Source organism: Phormidesmis sp. 146-33 (genome assembly GCF_052939515.1).
Window position 1 is genome coordinate 19885 of the sequence record NZ_JBJPHU010000008.1, and the last position, 18467, is coordinate 38351.

Annotated in this window: 15 protein-coding genes; 8 read left to right on the top strand and 7 right to left on the bottom strand. The window is 49.9% G+C overall.

Features of this window, described 5'->3' with window-relative positions; all coding sequences use genetic code 11:
- Positions 1-546 precede the first annotated feature (546 nt).
- The 3 genes from ACJ2PR_RS05310 to ACJ2PR_RS05320 form a co-directional block, all read right to left on the bottom strand.
- Positions 547-1656 carry an HhoA/HhoB/HtrA family serine endopeptidase gene (locus ACJ2PR_RS05310; RefSeq protein ID WP_446876223.1) on the bottom strand — a complete coding sequence of 370 codons (1110 nt, stop codon included), beginning with the start codon at positions 1654-1656 and terminating at the stop codon, positions 547-549.
- A 563-nt stretch (positions 1657-2219) separates the two neighbouring features.
- A complete protein-coding gene (locus tag ACJ2PR_RS05315) occupies positions 2220-3521 on the bottom strand; it encodes a sensor histidine kinase (protein WP_446876224.1) in 1302 nt (433 codons plus the stop codon).
- Between the two features lie 159 nt (positions 3522-3680).
- Positions 3681-4352, bottom strand: a complete 672-nt coding sequence (locus ACJ2PR_RS05320) for a response regulator transcription factor (protein ID WP_446876225.1) — start codon at positions 4350-4352, stop codon at positions 3681-3683.
- A 71-nt stretch (positions 4353-4423) separates the two neighbouring features.
- On the opposite strand from ACJ2PR_RS05320, the gene ACJ2PR_RS05325 reads away from it, so the two are divergent.
- Together ACJ2PR_RS05325 and ACJ2PR_RS05330 are read left to right on the top strand one after the other, a co-directional pair.
- Complete coding sequence (locus tag ACJ2PR_RS05325; protein ID WP_446876227.1) at positions 4424-4810, top strand: hypothetical protein; 387 nt, start codon at positions 4424-4426, stop codon at positions 4808-4810.
- 522 nt (positions 4811-5332) lie between these two features.
- Entirely contained in the window at positions 5333-6718 is a 1386-nt protein-coding gene (locus ACJ2PR_RS05330; RefSeq protein ID WP_446876228.1) for a LuxR C-terminal-related transcriptional regulator, read from the top strand.
- A gap of 193 nt (positions 6719-6911) precedes the next feature.
- Here ACJ2PR_RS05330 and ACJ2PR_RS05335 read toward each other — a convergent pair whose 3' ends face one another.
- Positions 6912-7655: a DUF561 domain-containing protein gene (locus ACJ2PR_RS05335; protein WP_446876229.1), complete on the bottom strand. Its 744-nt coding sequence runs from the start codon at positions 7653-7655 to the stop codon at positions 6912-6914.
- A 352-nt stretch (positions 7656-8007) separates the two neighbouring features.
- Here ACJ2PR_RS05335 and ACJ2PR_RS05340 point away from each other — a divergent pair, with 352 nt between their 5' ends.
- The 3 genes from ACJ2PR_RS05340 to ACJ2PR_RS05350 all read left to right on the top strand — a co-directional run bounded on the left by ACJ2PR_RS05340 (position 8008) and on the right by ACJ2PR_RS05350 (position 12128).
- Positions 8008-9090, top strand: coding sequence for a class I SAM-dependent methyltransferase (locus ACJ2PR_RS05340; RefSeq protein WP_446876230.1), 1083 nt, complete (start codon positions 8008-8010; stop codon positions 9088-9090).
- A 384-nt stretch (positions 9091-9474) separates the two neighbouring features.
- A complete protein-coding gene (locus ACJ2PR_RS05345) occupies positions 9475-10161 on the top strand; it encodes a DUF924 family protein (RefSeq protein ID WP_446876231.1) in 687 nt (228 codons plus the stop codon).
- A 164-nt stretch (positions 10162-10325) separates the two neighbouring features.
- A complete protein-coding gene (locus tag ACJ2PR_RS05350) occupies positions 10326-12128 on the top strand; it encodes a protein kinase domain-containing protein (RefSeq protein WP_446876233.1) in 1803 nt (600 codons plus the stop codon).
- Positions 12129-12244: 116 nt separating this feature from the next.
- On the opposite strand, the gene ACJ2PR_RS05355 is transcribed toward ACJ2PR_RS05350, so the two are convergent.
- Both ACJ2PR_RS05355 and ACJ2PR_RS05360 read right to left on the bottom strand, forming a co-directional pair.
- Positions 12245-12412 (bottom strand): hypothetical protein, encoded by a 168-nt coding sequence (locus ACJ2PR_RS05355; protein WP_446876235.1) that lies wholly within the window; start codon positions 12410-12412, stop codon positions 12245-12247.
- Positions 12413-12427: 15 nt separating this feature from the next.
- Positions 12428-12826, bottom strand: a complete 399-nt coding sequence (locus ACJ2PR_RS05360) for a hypothetical protein (protein WP_446876236.1) — start codon at positions 12824-12826, stop codon at positions 12428-12430.
- A gap of 145 nt (positions 12827-12971) precedes the next feature.
- On the opposite strand from ACJ2PR_RS05360, the gene hpnA reads away from it, so the two are divergent.
- The 3 genes from hpnA (at position 12972) to ACJ2PR_RS05375 (ending at position 16910) form a co-directional block, all read left to right on the top strand.
- On the top strand, positions 12972-13961 hold the full coding sequence (gene hpnA, locus ACJ2PR_RS05365) for a hopanoid-associated sugar epimerase (RefSeq protein WP_446876237.1): 990 nt from the start codon (positions 12972-12974) through the stop codon (positions 13959-13961).
- A gap of 120 nt (positions 13962-14081) precedes the next feature.
- Positions 14082-15098: an adenosyl-hopene transferase HpnH gene (gene hpnH / locus ACJ2PR_RS05370; protein ID WP_446876238.1), complete on the top strand. Its 1017-nt coding sequence runs from the start codon at positions 14082-14084 to the stop codon at positions 15096-15098.
- A gap of 87 nt (positions 15099-15185) precedes the next feature.
- Positions 15186-16910, top strand: a complete 1725-nt coding sequence (locus tag ACJ2PR_RS05375; protein ID WP_446876239.1) for a glycosyltransferase family 39 protein — start codon at positions 15186-15188, stop codon at positions 16908-16910.
- A gap of 312 nt (positions 16911-17222) precedes the next feature.
- Here the strand turns inward: ACJ2PR_RS05375 and ACJ2PR_RS05380 are convergent, their stop codons facing one another.
- Positions 17223-18464, bottom strand: coding sequence for a hybrid sensor histidine kinase/response regulator (locus tag ACJ2PR_RS05380; RefSeq protein ID WP_446876240.1), 1242 nt, complete (start codon positions 18462-18464; stop codon positions 17223-17225).
- Positions 18465-18467: the final 3 nt, after the last annotated feature.

Below are 18467 nucleotides of genomic sequence, written 5' to 3' on the forward strand. Positions count from 1 at the left end.
AGTCCAATTTTTTGATATGAGGTTCCGCAAAAATTCAACGGTTTGAAGTACCAGTTGTGGCGATCGCTAGAAGTCTCGACTATCTCTAATGGTGGCTTGACGGCTTGAGGTTTCCTCTCTCTCAAGTCAGGTTTAGAAGGGGAGGACGGAGGACGGAGGAGAGAACTCGTAGGGTAGCACTCTCCGGCTTTAAGTCAGCAGATGATGCAGTTTGTTTGCTTTGTCCTTTGTTAAGCTTGCAATTTAGAATCTGTTTTAACGTGAATTCGATGGGAGTTTTTCGCTTCGGTCTTCAGCGCTTCTGCCCCCCAACCCCCCAATCTGGGGGACTTTTAGATCATAGTCTTCGTTCAAAGTCCCTCACTCGTGGGGGATTTAGGGGGCTGCCCGGATTTGTAACGGCAGCGAAGGATTTCATCGAATTCACGTTGTTTTAAATGCGTTCAAGTTTTTAATCGAGTGAAGTTCTTGAGAGCGTTTTTTAGAAATGGAAAATGGATCATTGCTCCTGATGCTGCTCATGATCCATTCCCAATCTCTAATTAATTAACGTTCGCTGACAGGATATGCACCGGGCTTGACTGCAAGCTTTACAGTTTGACCTGACCGATTGACCTCCACCGCGAGATCAGACCCGATCGTACTTCTCTCAACCGCTTGCTGCACCTCGTTAGACGCTTTGACCGATTGACCATTGACGGCCAAAATCACATCTCCTTTTCTGAGTCCGGCTCTGGCAGCAGGAGAGTTTTGGGCGACATCGACGATCAACACTCCGCGATCGACTTGCACTCTGATTCCTAACTCAGGATTGCGGTTTAACTCATCTCGATTAGCAGGGCTGAGATCCGTCATCTGAACGCCCAAATAAGGATGGTCAACGCCACCTTTGGCAATCAGTTGGTTTGCAATTTGTTGAGCGCGATTGATCGGAATGGCAAACCCCAACCCTTGAGCGCCACCGATAATTGCCGTATTCATGCCAATCACTTCACCGCGCTGATTCAACAAGGGGCCGCCTGAGTTGCCCGGATTGATCGCCGCATCGGTCTGAATAAAGCTGACTCGCCGATCGGGAGATCCAATTTCGCTGCTTGATCGCCCCGTCCCACTGATGATGCCAGCCGTCACGGTGTTGTCGAGTCCGAGTGGATTACCGATAGCGATCGCCCATTCTCCTGGTTTGAGTTGATCTGAGTTGCCCAGCCCAACGGTTGGCAGATTGTTTGCTTGGATTTTGACCACAGCTACATCCGTCAGTCGGTCTTCTCCCAAAACGCGCCCCGCAAACTCACGTCCGTCTCTAAGCGTCACCGTTACGCTGGTTGCCCCATCGACTACATGGGCGTTAGTCATAATCAGTCCATCCGATTTGATGATGAAGCCTGATCCAGTGCCACGAGACTGTCGCCCTTGAGCCGATCGACTGCGCGCCGTGCGCGAAGAATTAATCCGAACGACAGCCGGCCCGGTCTTATCCACCGCATTTGAGATGAAATTGGTGTCATTTCCCGGAATTGCCGGAAGTTGAGCGACTAGCGGCTGAGATTGTCCGGCATTGGTTGGGGCGAGGTGTGACCCCAAAACGGCTGTCATTGCGCCGACTGAAACGAGAGAGAGCGAAACGATCGATTTTTGTAAAAGATTAGCAGCCATTGTTGAGTTCCAGAAAAGAAGGGATGTCGAGCCTGTAAAAAATGTCCTCCTCACCAGCCAAGAAAGCCGTCCACCAACGATTAACTTAATTTCTTGCTTTCTTTAGTGTGGCGAATGAATATGACAAAGAAATGTCACACTGAGTAAACCCTGTAGTAGAGGCCCTGAGACTGGCAGCACCCAAATGAGTTGTTTGAGATGAATGTAAAATTCCGTATGTCTCCAATTCTAAGAGAAGCTGAATTTGATGAAATTGTTCGCCTCGCGTTTTTTAATCCTAAAGCCTCCATCAGGGACGACTCTAAACAAGAACTCTTGACCTTAAGAAAGAGCGATTTAGGATCGTGAATTAAATAAGATCGTTTATTGCCAAGCGACTTCGCCCCCTAAATCCCCCATTCTGGGGGACTTTGAGATCAAGAAATTCTGGAATTGCAAAACGGGTTTGAGCTTCAAAGTCCCCCAAATTTGGGGGATTTAGGGGGCTGCAACCCATTGAAACGAAGCCAAAATTAGCTGACCAAGCATATTTAGAGAATCTCAGGTTAATAAACTCGCGTTCCTTAAGAAAGATCGATCGCTGGCTTGGCAGTTCTCAAGGGCGATCGTAGCGGCAACTCAATCTGAAAGGTCGAACCTTTGCCCGGAGTGCTAGTAGCGGTGATTTGACCTCGGTGCGCCTGGACGATTTGTTGTGCGATCGCTAACCCCAATCCAAACCCTCCCGTTTGCCGCGATCGCGCCATATCCACTCGATAAAATCGCTCAAACACATGAGGCAAATCTTCAACCGGAATGCCAATGCCGCTGTCTTCAACCTGAACGATCGCCCGACTCGATGGAGCCAAAACTCGTAGCTGAATCGTGCCCTCAGCAGGCGTATATTTGAAGGCATTGTTGAGCAGATTGACGACGGCTTGTTTGAGCAGTTCTGCGTCAGCTTTGAGCAAAATTGGCTGATCAGGAAGCTGTGTTGTGAACGTGAGTTGTTGGGTGTCTGCTTGCGTTGTATAAGTTGGAATCAGCGATCGCACCATTTCAACCAGATCAATTGTCTGTAGCGTTGTCGGATTTAATTGTCCTTCATTGCGCGAGAGAAATAACAAGTTGCCAATCAGCGTACTCATCGATTTCGCAATCTCGACAATATTCTGTAACCTCAAGTGTTGTTCTTGCGAATCTTCGGGCGGCATCAATCCGACTTGAGCATTACTTAACACTGCCGCAACCGGGGCGCGTAATTCATGAGAGGCATCGGCGGTAAAACGCTGTAATTGTTCATACGATCGTCGTGTCGGCTGCATGGCCAATCCACCCAAAAACCAGCCTGTTAACCCAATCACACCCAACGTCATCGGCACGCCCAACATCAAAAAAAATCGCGCCTCATTCAAACTTTGACGCAGCGGAGTCAGCGAGGCGGCTACTTGCAGATACCCGATCGGCTGTTTGTTGCGCCGTACCGGGATCGTGATTTGTCGTAACCATTCTGGCTTGGTGAATGACCCATTACGATATTTCCACCGTTGCAGCGTTTGATAGCCCGCGATCGTGTCTAGTTGCCCAGTTCCTCGATCGCCCAAAGCTCGTATTAGCCGCCCTGTTGGGTCATAAAATCGAATGTAAAGCAAATCTGGATTGAGCTTGGGTTTGTCTTCCCACAGCGGCATTTCTGGAGGGATTGGGTCTGACGCACCTAGCAGTTGATCCGCGATCGCCTGACTTCTTTTATACAGCGACCCATCAAACGCCTTAAGCTGCTCCTTCACGGCTAGAGAATAGCCCACCCCCGCAAAGACAATCAGAATGCTCCCCATTGAGAAAGCAAACCAATAAGCAAGATTTCGGCGACTGCGATCGAACATCAAAAATGTGTGACTTCAAGTAATTGAATTGAAAAGTGATTTTTTGATCTGACGGCCCCCTTCGTTTTAGCGTAAATTCAACAAAGTCTTTCCGCTGCGTGGTCAAGCGTCTGCCTCCCACCTCTGGGGAACTTTAAGACAAAGCTTATTTCGTTTTAGCTAATCATCACTCAGACGGTAGCCTACCCCATACACCGTTTCTAGCCAATCTTTTGCGCCCACCGCCTGCAATCGTTGCCGAAGTCTGCGGACGAGCGTCGTCACAGCATTACTTTCTGGCTGACTGCCCCATCCCCAAAGTGCCTGCTCGATCTGTTCGTGAGACAACACCTGGCGAGGGTGACGCATTAGATATTCCATAAGCTGAAATTCGCGCCCGGATAGCTGAGTTGTGAGAGCGTGATGCTCGATCGTTAGATTGGTCAAATGAAGCTGCAACTCTCCTAAGCTCAGGGTGTCTCCTTTCCAGAGCGGCGATCGTCGTCCCAGTGCCCGAACTCTGGCTAACAACTCGATCACATCGATCGGCTTCACCAGATAATCATCGGCTCCTGCGTCCAGTCCTGCTACTTTGTCGGAGGTTGTGTCTTTGGCTGTCAACATCAAGACGGGAGCAGTTTTGCCGACTCGACGATAATGGCGACAGAGATCGAGACCACTCACTTTGGGCAACATCCAATCTAATATCAGCAAGTCATAATTGCGGTCAGAAATCAGCCATTGCGCCGTTTCTCCATCTTCGACCGCATCGACCGCGTGACCGACTTTTGACAGGGCCGTGCGGAGGGGTTCCAATTGTGCCGGGTCGTCTTCAGCGAGTAAGATCAACATGCCGCTTGCAGATTTGTTTTTCCCATCCTATAGCACTGCCCCATTATTCATCGGACTTTCGTGGTGATTTCATGCCTCGCTACTCCTGGTTCAAAGTGTTTCGGTCTTTGGGGCTAGAATTTTGGCTCTTGTTGCCTGTGCTGGGTTTGTTGGCCTGGTCAGGAAGTGGATTGATTATGGATTGGGTGGTGAGCCGCTCTTCGGGATTCGACAAGGCTCTGTCAGTTAATTCTCAAGAGGCGAGAATCAAGGTGTTATCGATGCAGGCGACGATCGCTCCCAGTCGGGGCATTTCCAGGGTCAGGGTGCAAACGACTCATTCAAAATTGAAGGTGCTGGAGTACGAATTTTTGACGACGCAGCCTGCCCAAATCGAGAGACAAATTAGCCAAGAAATGGGATTACCACTTGAGAAGGTAAAGAAAGCGATCGAGTATCGGATCGTGCAAGGTGATTAAGATAGTGAATTGAATTAGTAGGCAATGTGCAACTTTCTGATCAACGTCCCTGTTGAAGGGGAATTAAGGGGCATCTCTAGACTGTGCCTCCAAATCCACCAGAAGCGGTAAGTAAAAAATGTTAAGTTGGTGAAGTTTTTTCGCTTCGCTGTTCAATTTTTTTGCCCCTTTCTAAGTAACGTCAGTTCGATGAACGCTTCGCTTCGCTTTTAGATCCAGGAACGCCCCCTAAATCCCCCACGGGTGAGGGACTTTGAACAGAATTCCTCTCTTAAAGTCCCCCAAAATTGGGGGGTTGGGGGGCAAAAGCCGTGAACAACGGAGCGGAAAAACTCCCATCGAATTCACATTAAGAAGCAGGGAGAATAAGAATATGGGTCTTCATGACGACTTGATAGAGAAAGGCTGTCTGTAAATTCTTTTTTAGAAATTGCCAGAATTCTTCTTCTTGTAATGGAGAGTACAACATTAATTCACAAACTGCGCCTGAATACACTATGACGATCCCACAAGACAATCCCCGTGTCTGAGCTAAATTCTGGATTTTTGGATTCGGCCCGGCTTTTGTTTGAGCTACAGCAGGGCAATGAGATTGCTCAAAGTCTGAGTGGCTGTTTGGAACCTGAAACGATCGCTCGTCAAGTCACCGAGGGGCTAGTCGAAAAGTTTGGCTGTGCGTTTGCGCGGATTTGGATTGTGGAACCCGATCGCACCATGCTCAGACTAGTCGCTTCTTCGGGAGTGTATACGCGACTGGATGGAGCCTTTGCCAGGGTGCCGATGGGGGCCTTCAAAGTGGGCAAAATCGCACAGCACTGCATTCCTTTTTTGAGTAATCAGCTAGCCGAAGAAACCTGGGTCAAGGATCGGGAGTGGGCGATCGCGCACAAAATTCGGGGATTTGCGGGTTATCCGCTGGCGGCAAACGGCAAGGTGGTCGGCGTGTTGGCGGTCTTTAGTCAGCAGATGATGCAGCCCGAATTTCTAGAAGTTTTGCAGGGGCTATGTACGACGGTGACGGTTGCCTTAGAGAATGCGCTTCTGTATCAACAACAAAAACAGCAAATTCCCCAATCTTCTACTCGTGCGCCGCTGTCTGAGCAGTTGTCTGATCTGCTGCAAACGACCCGTCTGATGTTGGTGGGGACTGAGCGATCGCTGACAACCCCGTTGATGAATCTGTTTCTCAGAGCGACTGAACTTCTCGGACAAAAACAGTGCATTTATTGTCGGCTGACCTATGGAGACGATCGTATCTCATTAGAGGCGATGATTTCGGGAGAGCGATCGCCAGAAATGGTCTCTGCGTTTGACGAACTGCTGTTTGTAACATCCTGTCTGGGCGGAACTCTCAGCCTTCAAACAGTTAGTCAAAAAGCAATTCAAGTTTTGTTGATGGTGCCTTATCCCAACTGTGTGCTGGGTTCGCGAATCCGAATTCAGTGTCGATCGTCGGTTTTACAATTAGCATTCACTCAGTTGTCTTATTTAGCTGGATTAAGCGTTTCAACGTCTTCTGACTCAGCGATTCCGTTACTAACCGATGATTTAGAACAAATTCATCCCGCCGACTGTGTTTTATGGATTGCTTCTGGTCAACCAACCCCTCAAAATGTGAAAGCAACCCTCGATTTATCGATCAGTCCGGGGCAGTTACGCGAAGCGATCGAGTCCGTTCTTCAAGGCAAACCCTGGGGAGTCGAGCAGCCAGAAACTCAAGGACTGTCCGATCGTGAGCAGGAAATTATGACCCGGTTAGCTCAGGGAATGCGCGATCGAGAGATTGCTCAAGAACTACACATCAGCGAGAGTACGATCAAATTTCATATGAACAACGTTCTCTCAAAACTGAAGGCAAAGACTCGCTATCAGGCGCTTTATCAGGCAGTCGTCAACCACTGGATTTAGCGTGAATTCGATGAGCTTTTTCGCTGCGGTGTTTACGGCTTCTGCCCCCCAACCCCCCAATTCTGGGGGACTTTAAGACAAGATTTTTAGTTTAAAGTCTCTCACGGGTGGAGGATTTAAGGGGGCATTTCTGAAGCTGTGACCGAAGTGGTTTTATTGGATTCACGCGATCGATGATCCCAAGGCCGTATCGTTATCTAACTTTGATCGGACTGACTGCCAACGCCTCGACTAGACTACGAACGACCGCAATCATTGCCACTTCGCTATCGAGTTTGTTGACCGCAGATCCGACCCCAACGCCAGAAGCACCCGCAGCGATCGCCAAGGGAGCCGTCACACTCGACAATCCAGAGGCACAGAGGACAGGAACCGTCACCGCGCGAGAAATCTCATAGGCAGCAGCCAACGTAGGAGCGGCTTTCTCGATCAGTCCCAATACGCCAGAGTGGGTCGGTTCGCTGCTGGTGCCGCCTTCGGTTTGGATGATGTCGGCTCCGGCTTTGACCAACGCTTCGGCTAAGTGAACTTGTTGATCGAGCGGCAAAATGTGGGGCACGGTGACCGAAAGGGCGATCGTCGGCAATAATGCACGAGTTTCTTGAGTTAATGCCAGCACTTCTTCGGCTTCAAATCGACGACCTTGGGCATAAAAGCTATCAAAGTTACCGATTTCGATCAGGTCGGCTCCCGCATTGACAGCCGTGACCAACAAATCAGGATCGACCGCAGAAACGCAGATGGGCAGGTTTGTAAGCTGTTTAGCCATCCGCACCAGATCAGAGTCAGCAGCAATATCGACAAACGTGGCACCTCCGCGATCGGCCGCTCTCACAACAGCAGCGACGCGATCGGCATCAAAGTTATTTAAGCCACTGATAATCTTGAGGGCACGACCGAGCGCAAGGGCGTTTTGTAGCGTGGGAGAAATCGTCATAAAGTTTCTCAACTAACGAAAATGAGTACAGACCATTTTGCCACCGTCTGCCCGGAGATTCTAGGGAGTTTTGAGTTGAGTTCACTTTCCTCACGCCTCACCCGCATAAAACACACTCAATGAACGTGTAATCAAAAGCAAGGCACAGAGCAGTCTTTAAGTCCATGACTAGAGCCACGAATTTTTTACTCCAATTATCGTCCTGTCACGATCTGTAAAGCCTGCTTGCTATTGGTCTGAATGCACCTTTCACAGGGTGGGAACCTACAGACTCAGACCTACCAGCTTGTTCAGAAAACTCCAGCTTAGAGGGGTATCTGAAAACAACCCTAACGTCATCAGGATGACAATCATGCAAACTCTCAACTCAGCAAACTTTAATCAAGAAAAATCAGAAGCGTTCGCTGGACGAATGCTAGACATCTTAAATAGTGGTGCGATCGCTATCATGACCTCGATCGGGCACCGTACTGGATTGTTTGATACGTTGGCTAATCTGCCACCTGCCACAAGTCAACAAATTGCCGATGCCGCCGGATTAAACGAGCGATATGTGCGGGAATGGTTAGCTTCGATGGTGACAGGGCGTTTTGTGGACTACGACCCGATCGCAAGCGCTTACTCCTTGCCTGCCGAACACGCTGCATTCTTGACGCGATCTGCCAATCCCAATAACATGGCTGTCGCAGCTCAATTTGTTCCATTGATGGCAACGGTTGAAGATCAGGTAATTGACTGCTTCTACAAGGGCGGGGGCGTTCCCTACTCTGCTTACAAGCGCTTCCATGAAGTGATGGCAGAAGATAGCGGGCAGACCGTAGTTACGGCTTTACAAGAAGCAATTCTCCCGATGGTTCCCGGTTTAACAGCCGCTCTAGAAAAGGGGATTAATGTTCTGGATGTCGGTTGTGGGAGTGGTCGTGCGATCAATGCGATGGCCCAGCAATTTCCGAACAGTCGCTTTGCGGGGTATGACTTTTCTGAAGAAGCGATCGCGATCGCCCAGTCCGAAGCCCATGATCGGGGGTTAATCAATACTCAGTTTCAAGTTAAAGATGCGGCAAACCTGGACGAAGTAGAACGGTACGACTTGATTTGTACCTTTGATGCCGTTCATGATCAGGCACACCCCGATCGCGTGTTGCGTGGCATTCATCAGGCGTTACGCTCTGGCGGAATTTATTTGATGCAGGATATTCGGGCTGCTAGTCAAGTTCATGACAATCTCGATCATCTAGCTGCACCCTGGCTCTACACCATCTCTTGTCTGCACTGCATGACGGTTTCTCTAGCAACAGGTGGCATGGGACTAGGCACAATGTGGGGGAAAGAAAAGGCACTAGAGATGCTTACAGAAGCAGGATTCGCCAAGGTAGAAATTAAGCAACTCGACCATGACTTTATAAATGACTATTACATTGCTCAGAAGCATTAGTGCGTCATGGCAAAAGTTTTGTGCCGTGTAGATGGGTGGCTCGTTCACTGATTCACCATTCACTCATCTACACCTGACTGAACCGTTATTTTCGCCATTCCGCGCCAGGAGGAGACTGACAATGTGCCAAATCTGTACCTTAGCATCATGCTATCAGAGACCAAATAAACAAGACTCACTGCTCTTTGAGACCCGATCTTTTTCAGCATTTATCAACCAGGCCATCACCCAGAAAAAACAAGGAACTACACCTGAACAATCAGAGCTTGGCATTAGCACAGCTTTGGCAAACAAAATACTGCCATCAAATTTGGCGGACGATCGCAATGACTGAAATCAATTTTTGCCCAAATAGTCAATCAGGTGACTCAGGGAGAATCATCAATGTCTGACAACACGCTTAACAAAATTCAGAAACACTCACTTGAGCAAGCTCACAGATCACAAGAAGTTTTACAGTTCTGGTTTCCCAATGAATTTACTCGCGATCAAGCCTCGATCGTTCGTCAGTGGGCCTGGTGGTTTCGGGGCGGTGGAGATGCTGAGATTATCGAGCGGTTTTCATCTCTCATGCAGCAAGCGACTCAGGGCGAACTGGATGATTGGGCGGGTGAGCCTCGATCACAATTGGCGCTGATTCTTATTCTGGATCAGTTCTCACGATCGCTCTATCGGGGAACGGCTCAAGCATTTGCACAGGACTCGAAGGCTTGCAAACTGGCGATCGACGGCATCCATTTAGGGCACTACACAGCACTAGAAACTCCCTGGGAGAAAACTTTTTTCTTAATGCCACTGGGTCATTCTGAGAATCTCAATCACTTAGAGTGGGCGATCGAGCTTGCAGATGAGCTTGTCAAAGAGGCACCCCCAGACCATCGATCGCTGTTGGAGTTTTCGGCGGCTCAGGCTCGTAGACATCGAGAGGTGCTTGCTCGGTTTGGTCGTCAGCCTCATCGCAATCAACTGCTAGGACGGCGATCGACCCCCGAAGAACTGGAATATCTGGCGCGTGGACAGTTTGCTCATAACCATCCGTTCCCGCCCCATTTGATACAACTACTTTCATAAGTCTAGAATGGGTCAATCCTTACTATGGGAACTTTGTACCCCCGATCCAGCATCTATAGACTTGAGGGTATAGTTCGATCGCCAAGTTCCAACGCATCTACCTGATCCCATCGCTTAATGAATAAAGAGTCAAGAAGGCACTCAATAGCAGGATAGATAAGTCTGTGAGCTTCTTTCGTTCCTCCCAATCAGAAACACCTGAACCCCTTTTAGGCGGCCGCTACAAGCTGATTGAGCAGTTGGGCGCAGGCGGCTTTGGTCAGACTTTTATCGCGGCCGATCTTCACCTGCCTGGCAACCCCCATTGTGTCCTCAAGCGCCTCCAGCCTCAGTTTTCTGACGTAGAAAGCCTGCAAACGGCTAAACGATTGTTTGATGCAGAAGCTCAAGCGCTCTATCAGCTTGGAAGTCACGACCAAATTCCTCGTCTGCTGGCACACTTTGAGCATGAACAAGAGTTTTATCTCGCTCAAGAGCTAGTCGTGGGGGAGCCTCTGACCAAAGAGTTGATCAACGGACAGCCCTGGGCAGAATCTCAGGTCATTGCCCTCTTGCGGGATCTTCTCAGCGTATTGACCTTTGTGCATCAGCAGAATGTGATTCACCGCGATATCAAACCTGCTAATCTAATGCGCCGCCGTCACGATCGTCGGATCGTCTTAATTGATTTTGGAGCCGTCAAGCAAGTAGCGACTCAATTCACTTACTCTAATTCAGGCGCAACCCAGACGATTGCGATCGGCACTCCGGGCTACATGCCCAATGAGCAATTCGCCGGAACTCCCCGCTTTAGTAGCGATGTGTATGCCGTTGGGATGTTGGGAATTCAGGCATTGACAGGCGTTTCACCCAAATCTCTCGTTGATGACCCATACACCAGCGAAATTCAATGGCGAGATCAGGCAACTCAGGTGAGTGAAGCGTTTGCGGCGGTTTTGGACAAAATGATTCGCTATGACTTTCGTACCCGGTACACACAGGCCGCAGAAGCGCTGGTGGCGATCGAGCAGTTGGCGATCCCATCCGCAAATTCTTTGTCCATTTCAACTCCGCCGACTCAAGATTCCACGATCAACCATGAGAAGCAAGCGGATACTATTCCACATCACCCGCCGTCTCCTCGTCAGCAACCCGTTGGTCAAGAAGTAGAAGTTCCTCATCCCGAACCTTTGTCTTCTGAACCTTTGACGGCCCTTAATACAGTCTGGCTGTCTACGCTGACACAGCTAAAGCGACTGGAGCCTAGAACACGAATGCTATCTCTCGCCGGGTTAGCCGTTCTTGGGGGATTGGTTGTCTTCGTCAAGCCCTCGCCTTCTCCTCAACCCATTAGCCAGTCGTCCTCTAGCGCCCAGGTGTCTCGTGCAGTTGTGTCGCCTTCTCCCGATCCGATCGCTCAAGCAGCCACGCTACTAACCCAGGCCAATCAGTTGCGAGAGCGAAAGCAATTTGCACAGGCATTAGACGTTTACAAGCAAGCGATCGCACTTAACGCAAAGTCTCCAGAAGCACATTGGGGGAGATGCTATAGCTTGAACGTGTTAGAGAAATTTACAGAGGCGATCGCAGCCTGTAATGTGGCACTAAAGTTAAATCCTAATTATGCAGAGGCGTTGTGGAGTAAGGGATATTCTCTTGATCGCCAGGAGCAAGATCAGCAGGCATTGGCGCTCTACGATCGGGCAACGACTCTAAAACCCGATTTGGCAGAAGCCTGGAACAATAAAGGAACTGCGCTATTACAGCTTAATCGTCCGGCTGAGGCGTTGGCCGCGTTTGATCAAGCGACGCGCAGAAAGCCTGATTTGGTCGAAGCCTGGAATAGTCGGGGAGTTGCACTCTGGAATCTGCGTCGATTTGATGAAGCGATCGTCTCGGTTGATAAAGCAGTTCAAATTCAACCCAACTATCAACCTGCTTTAGGTCTACAGCAACAGATGCGGCAGCGATCGGGACGCTCTAATTAAGAGCAATGAGAGAATCTGAGGGTTGTGGATTTCATAAAACCGACCATTGCGTAGGGTGTGTTGAGAGATGTTGGCTCTCCCTCTTGACTTTCAAGACAATCGCTACAAATTGCTACCTATTTAACGTGAATTCGATAGAGTTTTTTCGCTTCGGTATTTAACGCTTCTGCCCCCCAACCCCCCAAATCTGGGGGACTTTCGGACAGGATTTCTTGCTCAAAGTCCCCCAAACTTGGGGGATTTAGGGGGCTGCCTAGAGTGATCGCTACAGCGAGGAATTTCATCGAATTCACGTCTATTTAGGGCGAAGTGATATTGAGGAACCGGACAGATGCGGGCAGCGGGTCGATCGGAAACAAGTTGACGGTCTGCTGAGAGGGCCGCGTGTTGAACCTCTGCTGAAGTTGTGAGGTTGGGTTGGGATCGCGCACGAGTCTTGCACAGGTGTTTGAAGGGGTGGCATTTGCGATCGCTTGACACTGTTTGATGGGGGTTCTGAGCGTTCCTACACTCGTGGGTGCAATGATTTGCCAGCCGACTCCGATCGTTTGTTCTGAGACGGTGAGTTGATTGGCTTTAGAGGATGAACCCAGATCAGAAACGACAGAGGGACGCGCATAAACCCCTTCTGCATAGACGATCGCGGCACCTATTAGCGTCAACCCAAAAACTGCGAGTTGGTGAGAACGATGTATCATGATCCAGGCTCCTGATGCGTGATGAAGGATAGGTCGGGTGATCTCTCAAACCGAATCTTGAAGCGGGTCTACTTGAATTTTAGAAGCTAAAAAGTGCGACTGCTCCAAACTCGCAGGCTTTGTATGTTGGAGATGAAATTCACAGATGAAAGCGTTTGTCACGGGTGGAACGGGCTTTGTCGGCGCAAATCTGATCCGACTGCTGTTGGACGAAGGGCATACCGTCCGATCGCTGGTGCGAGATCAGAGTCCATTGAATAATTTGCAGGGTCTTGATGTTGAAATCGTTAAAGGAGATCTCAACGATCCTAACCTGGATGAAAAAATGCGGGGATGCGAATGTGTGTTCCATGTGGCGGCGCACTATTCTCTCTGGCAACGGGATCGCGATCGTCTGATTCAAAACAACGTCTTGGGAACGCGCAATGTGTTGGCGGCGGCTCGTCAGGCAAAAGTTGAACGCACCGTTTATACGAGTTCGGTGGCGGCGATCGGGGTTGGTTCTGATCATCAGCCTGTAGACGAAACGCATCAGTCGCCCGTCGAAAAGCTAGTCGGGTACTACAAAAAATCCAAATATCTGGCCGAACAGGAAGCCATCAAAGCGATTCAAGCTGGACAGGATATCGTGATTGTCAACCCAAGCAGTCCGATCGGCCCGTGGGATGTCAAACCTACGCCGACGGGGGATATTATTCTGCGATTTTTGAGACGACAAATGCCTGCCTACGTCGATACTGGCTTAAATTTTATTCACGTCCAGGATGTCGCCAAAGGGCATTTATTAGCCTTGCAAAAAGGGAAGACGGGCGATCGCTACATTCTCGGCAACCAAAATCTCACCCTCAAACAACTGTTAGACGAACTGAGTCAAATTACCGGAATTCCGGCCCCGGCTCGATCGATTCCCATCTGGATTCCCCTCAGCGTCGCCTGGATTGATGAACGCCTGCTTGCACCGCTGGGCAAATCGCCCTCAGTCCCGATCGAGGGGGTGAAGATGTCTCAGCATCCGATGTACTACGATCCGAGAAAGGCGATCGTCGAACTGGGACTCCCACAAACCCCCATCCCCGTCGCCTTAAAGGATGCCGTAAACTGGTTTATATCAAGGGGTTACACAGATCAGAAATGAGAAATGAACCAGGCTTAAATCAAAGCTTCATCCCTCATCCCTCTGCGAAGCGTATTACCCCCAAAGGGGGAACAGATCATCGAAGACAACCCCTCATCCCTATCTTGTGAGGAGAACATCATGGCGATTCAATTACAGCAAGCGATCGAGATTGGCAAGTATCTAGTCATGCAACGGCTGAAAGGCAAAAAACACTTTCCGCTGACGCTGATGTTAGAACCCTTGTTTCGCTGCAATCTGGCTTGCTCAGGGTGTGGCAAAATTCAGCATCCGACCGACATTCTCAAGCAAAATCTGACCCCAGAACAGTGCTTTGCGGCGGTCGAAGAATGTGGTGCGCCTGTGGTAGCAATTCCGGGGGGCGAACCGCTGCTGCATCCCCAAATCGATCAGATCGTGCGGGGACTGGTCGATCGCAAAAAATTTGTTTATCTCTGCACCAACGGCATTTTGTTAGAAAAGAGTCTCGATAAGTTTCAGCCCTCTCCCTATCTAACGTTTAGCGTTCACTTAGACGGGATGCGCGAATGGCATGATAAGTGTGTCGATCGCAAGGGCATTTTTGATACGGCGGTGAAAGCGATCAAGGCAGCCAAAGCGAGAGGCTTCCGGGTGACGACGAATACGACCATTTTTGACGGCGCAAAAGTCCAGGAAATGCAGGAGTTTTTCGACTATCTGACGACGCTGGGCATCGACGGCATGATGATTTCTCCCGGTTACAGCTACGAATGGGCCCCCGACCAGGAGCATTTTCTAACTCGTGATCAGACGCGCGCCCTGTTTCGAGAAATTTTAGCTCCCTACACCGCAGGCAAAAAAAACTGGAACTTTAACGCCAACCCGCTGTTTTTAGACTTTCTTACAGGCGAAAAAGACTACGAATGCACACCCTGGGGAATGCCCAGCTACAGCGTTTTAGGCTGGCAAAAGCCCTGTTACTTGTTAAACGAAGGTCACTATTCCAGCTACCAGGAACTCATCGACAAAACTGACTGGAGCCACTACGGTCGAGCCAGCGGCAACCCCAAATGTGCAGACTGCATGGTGCATTGTGGCTACGAACCCACCGCAGCAATGGACTCAATGCAACCGCAAAATATTGGGCGATCGCTCGGTGCGGTCTTTGGGAAGTAAGGAGTGAGGAGTAAAGAGTGAAGTGTGAGGTGTGGGGAGTTTTGAGGTAGAGTCATCTGATCAGAGTTTGCGGACACAAGCCCCTGTATGAAACTCTCATTTCCTGCTTCATCCCTCATCCCTCTCGCGAAGCGTGTCGAAGACAACCCCTCATCCCTTCTTCCCTACCTCACCCTCCTCCTCTGGGCGCTGCCTCTCGTTCTATTCCGAAGTGGTCAACAGAGCTTGATGGCTCACGATGAGGGGATTTATGCGACTCAGGCGCGGGCGATTTTGCAGACGGGTGATTGGGTGACGGTGCAGTGGGGTGGCAATCCGGGGTTCGATCGCACGATCGGCATTCAATGGCTGATAGCGGTTTGTTATATGCTGTTTGGCGTGAGTGAAGGGTCGGCTCGATTGCCCAGCGCGATCGCTTATATTCTCAGCGTTTTACTGACTTATCGAATTGGCTGTCACTTGCTGAGTCCCCGTCTCGCCTGGTTGGGAGCGGCCATTTTCAGCGTGATTCCCTTGGTGGTGCAGTACGGACGCTTGGCAACTCAAGATTCAGTCCTGGTTTGTATTGAACTCATTGGTATCTGGGCACTCCTCGAAAGCGAAAGCAGCAGACAGTCTACTTCAGAACCTCCTCACGCCTCACGCCTCACGCCTCACTCTCCTTTGTGGTCACTTCTCGCTGGATCGACCTTCGGCTTAGGATTTCTGATCAAAGGATTCATGATTGTCCCGGCGGCGATCGCGCTTCTCCCTTATCTCATCGGACAACAGCGACGACATCGACATCTGACAAATCCCTGGCTGTATGCGGGACTCGTGTTGGGACTGATTCCAGTAGTTGGCTGGTTGGGGTTGGCGATCGCTCAGTATGGCAGACTGCCGATCAACGAACTGTTTGGCAAACTGTTTCATCTCAAAGGTCAGACTTACCAGGGAGCCGGCCCGTTTTACTACGTCTGGAATATTCCCGCAAATGGCTTTCCCTGGGTGTTTTTTGCTTTAGCAGGATTGATTCTCGCCTTTCGGAATTTAGAATTACGGCGGTTGCTGCAAACCAATCATTCACGCCTGCTGCTGATCGGCTTTCCTGGGCTGCTGTTTGTCGAGTTGACGCTGTTTGGTACCAAGACGCACTATTACCCGCTCCAACTTATGCCGTTTGTGGGATTGTGGGCGGCAATCGCGCTAGATCGGTTGGTTTATCTCTATCGCAAAGGCAAACAGTACCAGTTATTGAATGGGCTGAATCTAATGATTGGCGGATTGGCGATCGTCCTGCTAGGAACGAGTTTTGTCGTGTTAACGCGATTGATCACGATTCCGGGACTCAAGTCTGACGTTGTGTATTTGGGCGCGATCGTCACCCTTTTTGTCGGATTGGGGTGGCTGAGTTTGCCGATCGTTTGGCTCAGACGACATCAAACGAACTTGTCAAACTCGTCTCGACAATGGCTGGCTGGGTGGCTGTTGGCCTCGTGGCTCGGACTGACAGCCTTGACAGGAACGGGATTGTGGGGAGACTACGCCCATGACCTGAAGCAATTTTTGCAGCGATCGGAGGTGCTGACCGTTCTAAAAAACAATTCGGTTAGCTTTGTCGTGCAGCCAGAAAAGCTCGATCGCGACGGTCGCAAAACTTTTTTGTTACTCAACTTCTACACGCCAAAACTCGGCAAAAATTTCACTCAGCCTAACGCGCTTCAGTCGGGCAAGTATGCCTGGATCGATCCCAACTTAGCCGCCCAAAAATCTCCCCAACTCAAGACAGTGCGATCGTTCCAGGGCTGGCAATTGGTCAAAAAAGGGAGCTAGAACGAACTTAGGATCGTGGATTTCAACCGTTGGCTACAAGGCTCGACATGATTTAATGCTCATTCCTTAGAACGCGAGTTTATTAACCTGAAATTCTCTAGATATGCTTGGTCAGTTGATTTTGGCTTCGTTTTAATGGGTTGCAGCCCCCTAAATCCCCCAGTTTTGGGGACTTTGAGCAAAAAATCCTGTCCGGAAGTCCCCCAGTTTTGGGGGGTTGGGGGGCGAAAGTGCTGAATCACGAAGCGAAAAATCTCTGTCGAATTCACGTGGATTTAGGAGGCGAAGTCGCTTGGCAATAAACGATCTTATTTAGTTCGCGATCCTTAGAATGCCTCTGGGCAGTTTCACCTCGACGATCGTGCCTCGTCCCAGTTGGCTTTCGACGACGATGTTACCTTGATGACGCTCGACACACTGCTGCACGATCGCCAGTCCTAATCCGGCACCTGCGATCGTATCGACATTTTGGGCGCGGTGAAAGGACTCAAATAAACGCGGTAAATCTTCGGGAGGAATGCCAATCCCGTGATCTTGGACACGAAACATCACAAACTCAGGCTCAGAAGCGATCGGACAGCAAATCGATAGAGAAATAGGCGTGCGATCGGGCGAATATTTGACCGCATTGCTTAACAAATTGACCAGCATCAGCGTCAACAACGCTTCATCCCAAAACCCTTCGGTACGATCGCCCAAAATCTCAACGTGAATCGGTGGAGAACTCGTTTCGCTTAATTGCAGATCAGAGATAATTTTTTGACAAAACGATCGCAACTCGATCCACGTCGGATTGAATTCAAGCTTTTCTGACTTGACTTTGCCCAAGGTGAGCATATCGCTCAAAATCCGCGTCATCGATCGCACCGCTTCTCGAATCTTTTGTAGGTAGGTGACTCGACGATCTTCGGGACAAGCGCTTCCCATTCGCTCTAGCAATTCCGCAGAGGTCATCATGATCGACAACGGCGTACGAAATTCATGAGAAACCGTGGTAACAAAGCGTGATTTCAAGTCATTGAGTTCTCGTTCTTTGGCGGAGGCTTCTAGCGTTGCAGTTTCGGCGTGTTGGCGATCAGCGACTTTTCCTTTTAACTGTTGCCTGACCTGTTTGAGCGCTTGTGTCTGTTGGTGAATGCGCTGTTCTAAGTCGTGGTTGAGCGTTTGAAGTTGTTGGTGAGCTTGATGTTTTTTGAGCGCAATCTCGATCGTGCTGTACAAATTTGCTGGGTCAAAAGGTTTGAGAATGTAGCCGTACGGCTCTGTCTGCTGCGCCTCTTGCAAAATCGTAGTGTCTGTGTAGGCGGTCAGATAAACGATCGGAACGTCGGACTGTTTGCGAATTTTTTCGGCGACGCTCACGCCATTTTGACCGCTCTTAAGTCGGATGTCCATCAAAACCAGATCGGGCTGGGTGGCGATCGCCAGCGTCATGGCAGTCTGATCCGAATCCGCAACGCCCACCACACAGTAATTTGCAGCCTCAAGACGCACTTGAATATTGAGTGCCACCACGCTTTCGTCTTCAACGATCAAAATCTTTTTGCCCGTCATCGT